This is a genomic window from Streptomyces sp. NPDC088794 (genome assembly GCF_044750545.1).
Lineage (GTDB): Bacteria > Actinomycetota > Actinomycetes > Streptomycetales > Streptomycetaceae > Streptomyces.
On record NZ_JBIVKB010000003.1, the window covers coordinates 699,622 to 711,862 of the forward strand.

A 12,241-nucleotide genomic window follows, 5' to 3' on the forward strand; every position below is an offset into this window, starting at 1 on the left:
GGTGTCGGTTCGGCGGTGGGTGGGTCGGCTCAGTCGAGGGGCAGCAGGACGCCGGGATTGAGCACCCCGGCCGGGTCCACGCACCGTTTCACGGCGCCCAGCGCCTCGACGGCCAACGCGCCCGCCTCCCGCACGTACCAGTCGCGGTGGTCGGTGCCCACGCCGTGGTGGTGCGTGATGGTGCCGCCCGCGGCGAGGATCGCCTCGTTGGCCGCGTGCTTGGCCAGTGTCCAGACCGACACGGGGTCCTCGCCCCGCGCCGAGACCACGGTGAAGTACAGCGAGGCGCCGTTCTCGTAGACGTGCGAGATGTGGCACATGACCAGGGGCGGGGTGCCCGCCTCGGTGAGTGTGGCGGTGAGGGCGTCACGGACGGCCGCGTACAGGCCGGGGATGCGGGACCAGAAGGCCGCCGTCTCCAGCGTCTCGGCGAAGGCGCCCGCGTTGAGGAGCGAGTCGCGGAGGTACGGGGCCGAGTAGCGGCCGTGCGCCCAGCGCTCGCCGGGTTCGGTGCCGAGAGGCGTGCCGCCGCTCTCGCGCAGGACGGCCGCGGCACGCTCCCTGCGCAAGGTGGTGTCCTCGGCCGTCCCCTCGTAGCCCGCGATCGCCACACAGCCGCCGGCCGGGGGTGCCTCGGCGGAGCCGATCGCCTCGGGCTGGGCGAGGCCGATCAGCGTCTCGGTCTCGTCGGACAGGCGCAGCACCGTGGGACGCGGCCCGTCCTGGGCGAGCCGGCGCAGGGCCGTGCCGCCCTCCTCGAAGGAGGCGAAGCGCCAGCCTTCGTGGACGCGGACCTGCGGGACCGGGCGGACCCGGACCGTGACGGAGGTGATGACGCCGAACGCGCCCTCCGAGCCGAGGAACAGTTGGCGCAGGTCGGGTCCGGCGGCCGAGCGTGGGGCGCGGCCGGTGTCGACGGTGCCTTCGGGGGTGGCGAGGGTGAGGCCCAGGACCATCTCGTCGAAGCGGCCGTAGCCCGCGGAGGCCTGGCCGCTGGAGCGGGTGGCGGCGAACCCGCCGATGGTCGCCCACTCGTAGGACTGCGGGAAGTGGCCGAGGGTGAAGCCGTGTTCGGCGAGCAGCGCCTCGGCGCGTGGTGCGCGCAGGCCTGCTTGCAGGGTGGCGGTGCGGGAGAACGGGTCGACGGTGACCAGTCGGTCCATCCGGCGCAGGTCGAGGGCGACGAAGGCGCCCCGACGGCCGGGGGCGAGGCCGCCGACGACGGACGTACCGCCGCCGAACGGCACGACCGCCAGGCCGAGTCGGGCACACGCCCGCAGCACGGCGAGCACCTGGTCGTGGTCCGCCGGGAGCAGTACGGCGGCCGGGATGTCGTCGACCTCGCCCTCCCGGATCCGCAGCAGGTCGGGCGTGGACTTGCCGCGCGTGTGCCGGATGCGGGTCTCCGCGTCCGTGCGGACGTGCTCCTGACCGCCGACCGCGACGCTCAGGGCGTTGAGAGCGGCGGGCTCCAACTCCGGCTCGGGGACGGCGATGTCGGCCAGGTCGACCGGTGCCGTGTCGCCCGGTTTCACGCCGAGCAGATCGCGCAGCAGCCCGATCACGGTGTCGGGCAACGGAGTTGCCCGGTCCGGGTCGCCCCAGCCGCTCCACAGCATGTCCATCGCTGTCGTCCTCACCGGTCGATGTCGAGCGCTCGCGCTCCGGTTCCGTTCCCCGACTTCCGTTCCTCCGCGACCCCACGGGGTCCCGAGGCGTTACACTGTGACACATGACGCCTATTCGTCACAACCAGTCGGACGGCGACGTGGTGCTCGACGCGGTCCGCGACTGCGTCCTGGCCGTCGGGGTCCGCCGCACCACGCTCACGGACGTGGCCCGCCGCGCGGGCGTCTCCCGGATGACGCTGTACCGGCGCTGGCCCGATGTGCGCTCCCTGGTCGGCGACTTGATGACCCGCGAGTGGGTCGGGGTGGCCACCGAGGCCATCCCCGAACACCGTCCGGACACGGACGCGCGCGGGCGGCTCGTGGCAGGACTCGTCGCCGGAGTCGAGTCGTTCCGCGCCCACCCGCTCTTCCGCAAGATCGTCGACGTCGATCCCGAACTGCTCCTGCCGTACGTCCTGGACCGCCGCGGAGCCAGTCAGAACGCCCTGCTGGAACTGCTCGCCGACGGCCTCAAGGAAGGTCACGCCGACGGTTCGGTCCGTACCGCACACCTTGAACGGCAGGCCCGGTCGCTGCTGTTGATCGTGCAGTCCTTCACCTTGTCCCTGCGGACCATGACCGACGAGGACGACGCCGACCTGTCCTCCGCCGCCTTCCTCACGGAGCTGCGGGACATCCTGGAGAGGACCCTCACGCCATGACCCACGGCCCCGCCGCCGGTTCGTCCCTGTCCGCCGCCCGGCGCTCGCGCGACCTCGCCGACACCGTGGGCGGTCCCGTCGTCGACGTCCTCGTCGTGGGCCTCGGCGCGACCGGCGCCGGGGTCGCCCTGGACGCGGCGGCCCGTGGCCTGACGGTCGCCGCGATCGACGCGCACGACCTCGCCTTCGGCACCTCCCGCTGGAGCAGCAAGCTCATCCACGGCGGGCTGCGCTACCTCGCTTCGGGCCAGCTCGACGTCGCCCACGAGAGCGCGGTCGAGCGCGGGGTGCTGATGGAGCGCACCGCGCCCCACCTGGTCCGCGCCCAGCCGTTCGTGCTGCCGCTGACACCCCTGGTCTCACGTGGCCAGGCCGCCCTGGCCTGGGCCGGCTTCCGGGCCGGCGACACCCTGCGCCTGGCCGCCCGCACCTCCCGCGCCACCCTGCCCGCCCCGCGCCGCCTCTCCGCCCTGGAGACCCGCCACCTGGCCCCCGCCCTCCGCACCGACACCGTCCGCGGCGGCCTGCTGTCCTGGGACGGCCGGCTCACCGACGACGCCCGCCTGGTCACCGCCCTCGCCCGGACCGCCGCCGCGCACGGCGCCCGGATCCTCACCCGCGTCCGGGCCCTGGACCTCACCGGCTCAGGCGCCCGCGTACGCGACGAACTCACCGGCGAGGAGGGCGAGATCAGGGCCCGCGCGGTCGTAAACGCCGCCGGCGTGTGGGCCGGCGGCCTGGTGGACGGCATCCGCATCCGCCCCTCCCGCGGCACCCACCTCGTCCTGCGCGCCGAGCATCTCGGCCCGCTCCCGGCCGGGCTGCACATCCCCGTCCCCGGCGAGACCAACCGCTTCGTCCTCGTCCTGCCCCAGGGCGACGGCCGGGTCTACGTCGGCCTCACCGACGAACCCGTCGACGGCGACATCCCGGACATGCCCGAGGTCCCCGAGACGGACATCGGCTTCCTGCTCGACGTCCTCGGCTCGGTCCTCGACACCCCGGTCCACCGGGACGACGTGGTGGGCGCGTTCGCCGGACTGCGCCCCCTGCTGGACACCACGCCCGACGCCCACTCCGGTACGGCGGCCAGGACCTCCGACATCTCCCGCCGGCACGCGGTGCTCACCTCATCGGAGGGCGTCGTCACCGTGGTCGGCGGCAAGCTCACCACCTACCGGCGCATGGCGCAGGACGCCGTGGACGCCGCCGTCCGCACCCGCGGCCTCACGGCGGGTCCCTCGCCCACCGCCTCGCTCCCCCTGGTCGGCGCCGCCTCACCGCGCACGCTGGACGCGCTACCGGCACCCCGACGGCTGGTCCGGCGGTACGGCACCGAGGCCCCCGCCGTCCAGGCGCTCGCCGAGCACGACCCCCGGCTCGGCGAGCGTGTGCTGCCGGACCATCCCGTCACCGCCGCAGAGGTCGTGTGGGCCGTACGCCACGAAGGGGCCCTGGACGAGGCCGATCTGCTCGACCGCCGTACCCGCATCGGTCTGGTGCCCGCCGACCGGACCGCGGCCCTGGACGGCGTGCGCGAACTGCTGGGCGAGGTCGTGACCCGGAGCGGCTGAGCGCCGGACCGGACAGCCGTGTCCGTCGCGCGAAAGGACGTACAGGTCCTTATCGTCTGATTCCGTGACACATACCTTCGACGAACTGGTGGAGAAGCAGCGCGCCGCCGATCAGGCGCACGTCCGGGTCGAGGAGCTGCGGGACTCCTACGGGCCGCCGACGCAGCCGGAGGGCTGGAGCGGGCAGCAGACGGACACGTACGAGACGGCCTGGCGGGCCTGGCGCGATCTGGCACGCGAGGTCCAGGCCGCCGTCACGGAGTACGCGAAGGACGAGGGGCTGGCGCGCAACGACGTCGAGGCGGACGTCAAATCGGCGACGCGGCGTCCAGAACCGGAGGAATGACGGCGTACGAAGGCGCCCGGACCGCACGTCGTTCGTGCGGTCCGGGCGCCTTCGTGTGGGGCTACGCGCTCGGGTAGCGGCGCCTGGTGCGGGTGAGCAGGACCAGACCGCCGATCAGGAGGACCGTGCCGCCCGCGGCGGGCCACAGGTTCGTGCCCGTCTCCGCGAGGTCACCGCCCCCGACCGCCTGCGACTGGCTGCCGCCTTCCGCGACCGGGTCGTTGCCGCCCACGTTCTGGGCGGGCGGGGTGGAGCTGTCCTGGCCCACCGCGGGAGCCTCGGCGCTCTTCGACGCGGACGCGAGGACCTGCGGCTCCTCGGTGCTGGAGACGGTGGGCTCGTCGTTGTTCTGGTCGTCGGAGCCGTTGCCGTTGTCGTCGCCGTTGTTGTTCCCGTTGCCGCTGCCGCGGGTCTCACGCGGCGACTCCGACGGGTTCTCGCCCGGGTTCTCCGTCGGCTGGGCCGTCGTCGGCTCCTCGGTGGGCTGGTCGGTCGGCTTCTCGGTGGGCTTCTGCGTGGGCTCCTCGGACGGCTGCTCCGAGGGCTGCTGGCTCGGCTGCTCGGTCGCCGGCGGGTTCCCGCCGTTGTCGCCACCGTCGTCGCCGCCGTTGTCCCCGCCCGGGTCCTCACCGGTGCCGGCGCCGCACTGGCGGCCGCCGTTGATGCAGTCGACGGCCTCGCCCATCAGCTTGTCGGAGAAGACGTTGATGAAGTCGCCGTGGTCGGTGACCGGCTTGTGGAGGTTCTCGGGGAAGGAGTCCAGCGCGAACAGCGGAGTGGTCTTCCCGCCGTCCTGGAGGCTCGGTGCATCGACGTCGTAGACGATCCGCTGCACCAGCTGCGGGATGGCCTTGAAGCCGGCCGGGCAGTTGCCGGAGGAGTCCTCGAACGCCACGTGGGTGCGGTGGTTGGCGCTGTCGATGTTGCGGCCGTCCCAGCAGCTCTGGAAGCGGAAGGTGCGGACCACGTCACTGCCCTGGGGGCAGAGCGGGTACTTGTCCTTCAGCTGCCGGTCCTCGAAGCCGGTGCAGCTCCAGGAGGCGTTGGCGTTGGCCGTGCCGTTGACGAACGCCTTCGCGTCGCCGGTGATGATGCGCAGCAGGCGGGGCATCGCCGTGACCTCGCTGCGCTGGTTGCCGATGAACGTCAGCGTGACCTGCTTGGGCGTGACGATCTGGCCCGAGTTGCCCTCGGTGCCGCCGCCGGGCGCGCCCGCGTCCTTCTCCTGCGTGCCGTTCTGCAGGCGGATGACCGGCCAGTAGTACGTCGACTTGTCACCCGGGTTCTCGCAGGTGGTGTCGGCGTTGGCGAGGTCGTCGTCGCTCGCGAAGGCGGTGTTGGACTGGTTGCCGACGTAGTCGTGGAAGTGGTGGGCGCCGTTGGAGACACCCGGGGCCACGATCACGTTGTCCGAGTTGCGCAGGCCGTTCTCGTTGACACCGCAGCTGGTGGTGAAGGTGCCCTTGGAGACGAACGAGTTCAGGTCCGGCGCGGGCGAGTTGGGCTGGACGGAGTTGATGTCCGCGTAGTCCGCGGCGACCGGGCCGTTGCCGGCCGGCTGGCCGCCCTGGTCCTGGCCGTCACCCTGGTCCTGGCCTTGGTCCTGACCCTGATCCTGGCCCTGGTCCTGCCCTTGGTCCTGGGCCTGGTCCTGGCCGCTCTGGTCGTCGGTCTTGCGCCAGGTGCACTCGGCGAGGTCGTCCAGGCCCTGGGGCCGCTCCCCCGCCTGGTCGATCGTGTTGGAGATGTCCTCGATCGTCGCGGACCGCTTCTCCTTGAGAGAGGCGAGGACGTCGTCGGAGCCTCCGTCCTGCATCCGCTGGTAGGCCTCGGCTATCTGGCCGTCCATCGCGGCGAGGTCCTCGTCGACCTTGGGCTGCGCCTCCTCGGGCACATCGGTCAACTGGTCACCCACATCGGGGCAGTCCACCGTGACGCCACCCGGGGCGCTGTCCGTGTGCTGCGACGAGTCCCCGCCGCTCTCGGTGGCCGACGCGTACACGTTGGCCGCGACGAGGCCTCCTCCTCCCAACATCAGCGCCACTGCTGCAAAGGTTGCGCGGCGCGCGCCTGTTGGTCGTCTGCGCGTGTTGCGTCCCACGGAAGTTCTCCTGCGCCTCGGGTCCGGTCGGGCATGGCTTCCCCCGGTCCCATACGCATGAGACGACAGGCGCGTTCAACCGCATCGGAAATTCATCGGAATCTCTTAGGAAGCGTTCGAGCCCAGTGACTCACAGACCACAGGAGAATCGAAAGCGACCCTGTTCAGACGCGTGATCACGGGGATCCGACGGCTAAACCTCGAGCCAGAAACCAGTTCTGGTCAACCACAGGTCCAACAGGTCCGTTTCGCCCCGTACTTCCACACTGGGCGCGGGGCGTCGGTAGAGGAACAGGAGCAGGTCGGTCACGGAGCCGCGCACGCTCACCGCGGCCTCGCCGTACCCGATGCGCCAGGTGGGCCGGTCGCCCTCGAGGTCGACGAACCACTGGCCCGCGCCGATGGCGTGGAAGCGCAGCGAGCGGCCGGCACCGAGCAGTCCAGGGGTGTCCGGCCGTGGCTCGTACGCCTCCGAGACGGTCGAGAACTCCAGCCACTCCTCGACCCCGTCGGCCGCGAGGTCGTCGTCGAGGCGGAACTCCGCCCCGGTCGCCAGTGCCGCGTCGGCCCGGTGCACGACGGTCTCGTGGGCCATGCGCCGGGCCCAGAACGCCGTCGTGAACCGGTCCTCGGCCGGTGTCCACACCTGGACCCGCGGCCCCGCGGCACGCAGGCTCGCGGCGAGTGCCGCGGCACCGTCGGAGAGCCAGGGGCCGAGGGCGGCGCCGTCGATGTCGGCATACACAGCAGGGTCGTTGACCCCCTCGTCGGGGATCGGGCCGTCGGCTCGCGTGCGGACCACCTCCTCCGCCCAGCGGTGGTCGCCGCCCACGTGGCGCAGCAGTCTGTCGAGGTCCCAGCCGGGGCAGGAGGCGATCGGAGCGGTCCCGTCCGCGCCTTTCACATGCCCGGCGAGCAGATCGGTCTGGTAGCCGATCTCATGGCAATAGCGGTCGAACGTCAGCGAACTCACCCGGACATCATGGGTCATCCGGGCCCGTCGCCGCACCTCGGATACTGTGTCCCGGCCGAATCGACGAGGAGAGGGCGAACATGCTGGTGGGGGCGGGGAACACACGACGCGGGCTGGCCCATGTGGCGTTGCTGACCGCGGTGTTGACGGGGTGCGCGGAAGGGTCCGACGAGGGGCCGAGCACGAGCGCGAGCGCGTCGGCGACGGCGGCTGCGGACGGGAAGAGCGGGAAGGTCGCCGAGAGCGGCGGCACGATCGGCAAGCCGGGCTCGGCCTGTGAACTCCCGGTCACCTTCGACATCGCGGCGGACTGGAAGGCGAAGTCCATCGACGCCGAGACGGCCGGGGACGGGAGCGACCTCGCCGACGAGATCGCCGACGCGCTGCTGCATCAGGGCCCGGTCACCGGCGCCTGCGAGGTGGACGCCAAGCCGGCGGGCCACATCGGCTTCCTGCGCGTCTGGACCGGGAAGCCGGGCAAGGACGACGCACGGACCGTGCTGGAGGCCTTCGTGAAGGCCGAGGACAACACGAGCAAGCCGAAGTACACGACGTTCAGGAGCGGCGGCCTCGACGGCGTCGAGGTGGAGTACCTGTACACGAGCAAGCTCCTGGAGGAGACGAAGAAAGAGCGTGCGCTCGCCGTCACCACCGCGAGCGGACCGGTCGTCCTGCACCTCGGCGGCCTGGACACCGAGGAGCACGAGGACATGCTCCCGGCGTTCGAGCTGGCGAAGCAGACCCTGCGCACCGCCTGAGCCCGGCCGCGGCCCCTTCCCTACGATGATCCGGTGACGAGTGACACCCCGACGCGGGAACAGGCAGTCCAACAGGCTCCGACGGAGGGCGAGTCGAGTGCCTGGGAGCGGCGGCTGCGCCGGTTCGGGCACGCACCGCTCCCCCACCCCGTCGACACCCGCGAGCGGCTGGTCCCGCCCTTCCCTGAGCCGGGCACCCGCCGCTGGGAGTCGGTCGGACTGAGCCCGCGGCTCGCCGGTCTCGCGGCCCGGTCCGTCGGCTGGGTGGGCCCGGTCCTCGTCGCCGTCGTCGCCGGGATCCTCCGGTTCTGGCGGCTGGGCTCGCCGCACGACCTCATCTTCGACGAGACGTACTACGCCAAGGACTCGTGGTCGATGCTCCGGCTCGGCTACGAGGGCACCTGGCCCGACCGCAAGATCGCCGACCCGCAGATCCTGGCGCACCCGCAGGTCATCCCGCTGTCCGACGCGGGCAGCTTCGTCGCGCACCCGCCGATGGGGAAGTGGGTGATCGGCCTCGGGGAGTGGCTGTTCGGCCTGGAACCGTTCGGCTGGCGGTTCATGACGGCCCTCCTGGGCACGCTGTCGGTGCTCATGCTGTGCCGAATAGGCCGCCGTCTGTTCCGCTCGACGGCCCTGGGCTGTCTGGCCGGCGCGCTGATGACCGTGGACGGCCTGCACCTGGTGATGAGCCGCACCGCCCTGCTGGACCTGGTCGTCATGTTCTTCGCGCTGGCGGCCTTCGGCTGTCTCCTCGTCGACCGGGACAAGGCCCGGGCCCGGCTCGCCGCCGCCCTCCCGGTGGGTCCGGACGGCTTCGCCCGCCCGGACGCGCACACGGGCGCGCACGCGGGCACGGGCCTGCGTCCGTGGCGACTGGCGGCCGCCTTCTTCCTCGGCCTCGCCGCCGCGAGCAAGTGGAACGGCCTGTACTTCCTGGTCTTCTTCGTCGCCCTGACCGTGCTCTGGGACGTCGCCTCCCGTCGCGTCGCGGGCGCGCACCACCCCTACCGCGCGGTCCTGCGCAAGGACCTCGGCTGGTCGACGCTGTCCCTCGTACCGGTCGCCGTGCTGACGTATCTGGCGACCTGGACCGGCTGGTTCCTGTCCGACAAGGGCTACGACCGGCACTGGGCGGACGACCGCGGCGGCCTGTGGTCGTGGATCCCGGCACCGCTTCGCAGCCTGTGGCACTACGAGCACGCCGTCTACCAGTTCAACATCGACCTGCACGCCTGGCACCGCTACAAGTCGAACCCGTGGAGCTGGCTGGTCCAGGGCCGGCCCGTGTCCTTCTACTACGACGCCCCCAAGGCCCAGGACGGCTGCCACGCCACCGCCGGCTGCTCACAGGAGATCCTCGCCCTGGGCACTCCGCTGCTGTGGTGGGCGGGGTGCTGCGCGATCCTCTACCTGCTCTTCCGCTGGGCCCTGCGCCGCGACTGGCGCGCGGGAGCCGTGCTGTGCGGGGTGGCCGGCGGCTATCTGCCGTGGTTCAACTACCAGGACCGTACGATCTTCTCCTTCTACGCCGTGGTGTTCGTGCCGTTCCTGTGTCTGGCCGTCGCGATGATGGTGGGCGCCGTGCTGGGGCCGCCCGGTGCGGACCAGCGGCGGCGGACCGTGGGCGCGGTCGGCGCGGGCGTGCTGGTGCTGCTGATCGTCTGGAACTTCATCTACTTCTTCCCGATCTACACCGGCATGACGATCCCGTACCCGGACTGGCAGGCCCGGATGTGGCTGGACACCTGGATCTGAGGCCCGGCCGGCGAAGCCGTCCCGACGCTCACCCCAACTCCCCAGTCGTACGCCCGAGATAGGTGACGGGACCGGGATCAGGCACCGCGATCTCGTGGAAGCCGAGGCGGTCGTAGAAGGCCCTGGCCGGGGTGTTGGCGGTGACCATGCAGAGGTGGATGGCCGGGACACCCCGGTCCGCCAGGGCACGCAGCAAGGTACGCATCAGCGCCCGGCCATGCCCCTGAGCCTGCCAGTCGGGAAGCAGGTCGATGTGCAAGTGGGCCGGATAGGCGGCGACTTCGGGGACGATCATCCGCTCGGGGTCGTGCAGCAGCGCGACCATCGCCGCGTCGGGGGTGGTCGGCGGGCCGGGGTGCCGCGGGTAGCGGTCGGCGACCAACGGCAGCCATTTGGCGCGGAATTCAGCGACGAACCGGGGGGTGTCGGCCGTGCCGACGATGTAGCCGACCGCGTTCCCCGCGCCGTCGTCCAGGACGAAGGACAGGTCGGGATCCAGATGGGGGTACGGCGCGGCGAAGATGGTCGGGAAGATGTCGGGGTCCTCGTAGAAGGGCCGGCAGTCCTGGCCGAGGTGCGCGGTGCGCACGCAGATGTCGTCGAGGGCCTCGCGGTCCTCGGGCCGGTAGAGGCGGATGGCGGGGTGGCTGTCCGAAGTCGGGGTCATCGCAGTATCGTGCCGACTTGGGAGCGCTCCCACAAGACTCCGGGAGCTACGACGAGAGGCGTGACGGGGGCGACGGCGGGGGCCCGGGCAGGTGCGCCCGAGCCCCCGGTCATCCGATCAACCGAACGTCCAGTCCGTCCAGTCCGTTCAGTCGTCCGTCAGACGTGCGGGCGCCGGCCCCGCTCCTGGTGCGGGAACCGCTGGTCCGCGCCGGGCAGCGTCGGCTTGGGCAGCGTGGCCACCTCCTCCTGCGCCTTCTCCAGTTGCTCCGCCGTGTCGTGCGGGAGCCGGGGCGAGCGCGGGCGGGCGTCACGGAAGCGGAAGGCGGTGGTGAAGTCGCCGAAGGTCTCCCGCCGCCAGTCGGAGACGTTCGGCTCCTCGACGCCGGTGAACCGCTCCAGGAACTGCAGCGCCGAGGTGTGGTCGAAGGCCTCCGAGGCGACCCAACCGCCCACGGTCCAGGGCGAGATGATGATGGCGGGCACACGGAAGCCGCCACCGATCGGCAGCCCCTGGATGAACTCGTCCTTGGTGCCGGCGGGCGGGGTCGGCGGGGCCACGTGGTCGAACAGGCCGTCGTTCTCGTCGTAGTTGAGGATGAAGGCCGTCTTGCGCCACACCTTCGGGTTGGACGCGATCGCCTCGATCTTCGACGCCACGTAGTCGGCGCCGGCGGCCGGGAGATAGTCGGGGTGCTCCGACTGGTAGCTCGTGGGGCAGATCCACGACACCGTCGGCAGCCGGTCGTTGCGGGCGTCGTCCTCGAAGGTGCCGTGCGGCTGCGGGCGGACACCCCGCTCGTAGAGGTCGGAGCCGGGCTGGGCGTTCTTGAACGAGGCGAACTGCTCCAGCATGTTGGTGCCGTAGTCGTCCTCCTCCTGGTACACCTTCCAGCTGATGCCGGCGTTCTGGAGGCGTTCGGCGTACGTGGTCCAGCGGTACGGCGTCGGCGCCACGTTGCTGACGATCGGCCCGCCCTGCGTGCCGCCCGGGTCGATCGAACCGGTCATCCACATCAGGCGGTTGGGCCAGGTCGGCCCGAACACCGAGCAGAAGTAGTTGTCGCAGATGGTGAAGGTCTCGGCGAGCGCGAACTGGAACGGGATGTCCTCGCGCGTGTAATAGCCCATGACGTAGGGGCCGTTGACGCCGTCCGCCTTGCGGTGGGCCGGCAGCCACTGGTCCATCTTGCCGTTGTTCCAGGCCTGGTGCTGGACCGACCAGGCGTGGCTGGTGGACGGGATGGCCTGGGCGCTGGAGGTGTGGGTGTCGAGGTGGAAGGGCAGCAGGTAGCCCTTCGGGTTCACGGCGTCCGGCTGGTAGAAGACGTTGCGCCCGTTGTCGAGTTTCAGGGCGTGCGGGTCGGCGAAGCCGCGGACGCCGGACAGGGTGCCGAAGTAGTGGTCGAAGGACCGGTTCTCCTGCATCAGCATGACGACGTGCTCGATGTCGCGCAGCGAGCCGTGTGCGGGCGGTTCGGCCGCGACGGCTTTCTGGACGCTCGGCGGGAGGAGGGAGAGCGCAGCGGCGCCGCCCAGCGCGCCCGCGGCGGAGCCCAGGAGTCTACGGCGTGTCAACTCGGCCATGATTGCCCCTTCTTGAGCGGGATCGGCTCTGCGGAGTGAGGGCTGTGGGCCCGCCCGTGGAGCGGGCCGCCGATCACTCTCCGCCCGGCTCGGCGGGGGGCATCAGGGGGGGTGGTGAACTTGTGGACAACGGGCGGGAAGGGGTT

Annotated in this window: 10 protein-coding genes; 5 read left to right on the top strand and 5 right to left on the bottom strand. The window is 71.6% G+C overall.

Features of this window, described 5'->3' with window-relative positions:
* Positions 1-29 precede the first annotated feature (29 nt).
* Entirely contained in the window at positions 30-1,625 is a 1,596-nt protein-coding gene (locus ACIP6U_RS12015) for an FAD-binding oxidoreductase (RefSeq protein ID WP_401715378.1), read from the bottom strand.
* A 107-nt stretch (positions 1,626-1,732) separates the two neighbouring features.
* On the opposite strand from ACIP6U_RS12015, the gene ACIP6U_RS12020 reads away from it, so the two are divergent.
* From ACIP6U_RS12020 to ACIP6U_RS12030, 3 genes are all read left to right on the top strand, one after another.
* Positions 1,733-2,332 carry a TetR/AcrR family transcriptional regulator gene (locus ACIP6U_RS12020; RefSeq protein WP_401715380.1) on the top strand — a complete coding sequence of 200 codons (600 nt, stop codon included), beginning with the start codon at positions 1,733-1,735 and terminating at the stop codon, positions 2,330-2,332.
* Complete coding sequence (locus tag ACIP6U_RS12025; RefSeq protein WP_401715382.1) at positions 2,329-3,906, top strand: glycerol-3-phosphate dehydrogenase/oxidase; 1,578 nt, start codon at positions 2,329-2,331, stop codon at positions 3,904-3,906. The genes ACIP6U_RS12020 and ACIP6U_RS12025 overlap by 4 nt, the downstream gene beginning before the upstream one ends.
* A 64-nt stretch (positions 3,907-3,970) precedes the next feature.
* On the top strand, positions 3,971-4,252 hold the full coding sequence (locus ACIP6U_RS12030) for a hypothetical protein (RefSeq protein WP_401715384.1): 282 nt from the start codon (positions 3,971-3,973) through the stop codon (positions 4,250-4,252).
* A 61-nt stretch (positions 4,253-4,313) separates the two neighbouring features.
* On the opposite strand, the gene ACIP6U_RS12035 is transcribed toward ACIP6U_RS12030, so the two are convergent.
* Both ACIP6U_RS12035 and ACIP6U_RS12040 read right to left on the bottom strand, forming a co-directional pair.
* Positions 4,314-6,287 carry a DUF1996 domain-containing protein gene (locus ACIP6U_RS12035; protein WP_401715386.1) on the bottom strand — a complete coding sequence of 658 codons (1,974 nt, stop codon included), beginning with the start codon at positions 6,285-6,287 and terminating at the stop codon, positions 4,314-4,316.
* A gap of 259 nt (positions 6,288-6,546) precedes the next feature.
* Positions 6,547-7,326 carry a maleylpyruvate isomerase family mycothiol-dependent enzyme gene (locus tag ACIP6U_RS12040; RefSeq protein ID WP_401715388.1) on the bottom strand — a complete coding sequence of 260 codons (780 nt, stop codon included), beginning with the start codon at positions 7,324-7,326 and terminating at the stop codon, positions 6,547-6,549.
* A gap of 80 nt (positions 7,327-7,406) precedes the next feature.
* Between ACIP6U_RS12040 and ACIP6U_RS12045 the strand changes: the two genes are divergently transcribed.
* Positions 7,407-8,084 (top strand): lipoprotein, encoded by a 678-nt coding sequence (locus tag ACIP6U_RS12045; protein ID WP_401715390.1) that lies wholly within the window; start codon positions 7,407-7,409, stop codon positions 8,082-8,084.
* A 33-nt stretch (positions 8,085-8,117) separates the two neighbouring features.
* The gene (locus ACIP6U_RS12050) at positions 8,118-9,842 is read left to right on the top strand and encodes a dolichyl-phosphate-mannose--protein mannosyltransferase (RefSeq protein WP_401715391.1); all 1,725 of its coding nucleotides are present in this window, start codon (positions 8,118-8,120) and stop codon (positions 9,840-9,842) included.
* Positions 9,843-9,870: 28 nt separating this feature from the next.
* On the opposite strand, the gene ACIP6U_RS12055 is transcribed toward ACIP6U_RS12050, so the two are convergent.
* The gene (locus ACIP6U_RS12055; protein ID WP_401715393.1) at positions 9,871-10,509 is read right to left on the bottom strand and encodes a GNAT family N-acetyltransferase; all 639 of its coding nucleotides are present in this window, start codon (positions 10,507-10,509) and stop codon (positions 9,871-9,873) included.
* A gap of 158 nt (positions 10,510-10,667) precedes the next feature.
* Entirely contained in the window at positions 10,668-12,095 is a 1,428-nt protein-coding gene (locus ACIP6U_RS12060) for an alkaline phosphatase family protein (RefSeq protein WP_401715395.1), read from the bottom strand.
* Positions 12,096-12,241 lie beyond the last annotated feature (146 nt).

Bases quoted from the DNA above. Each gene is read 5' to 3' on its own strand.
- ACIP6U_RS12015 (WP_401715378.1), bottom strand. From the start codon at position 1,625: ATGGACATGCTGTGGAGCGGCTGGGGCGACCCGGACCGGGCAACTCCG.
- ACIP6U_RS12020 (WP_401715380.1), top strand. From the start codon at position 1,733: ATGACGCCTATTCGTCACAACCAGTCGGACGGCGACGTGGTGCTCGAC.
- ACIP6U_RS12025 (WP_401715382.1), top strand. From the start codon at position 2,329: ATGACCCACGGCCCCGCCGCCGGTTCGTCCCTGTCCGCCGCCCGGCGC.
- ACIP6U_RS12035 (WP_401715386.1), bottom strand. From the start codon at position 6,287: ATGTTGGGAGGAGGAGGCCTCGTCGCGGCCAACGTGTACGCGTCGGCC.
- ACIP6U_RS12045 (WP_401715390.1), top strand. From the start codon at position 7,407: ATGCTGGTGGGGGCGGGGAACACACGACGCGGGCTGGCCCATGTGGCG.
- ACIP6U_RS12055 (WP_401715393.1), bottom strand. From the start codon at position 10,509: ATGACCCCGACTTCGGACAGCCACCCCGCCATCCGCCTCTACCGGCCC.
- ACIP6U_RS12060 (WP_401715395.1), bottom strand. From the start codon at position 12,095: ATGGCCGAGTTGACACGCCGTAGACTCCTGGGCTCCGCCGCGGGCGCG.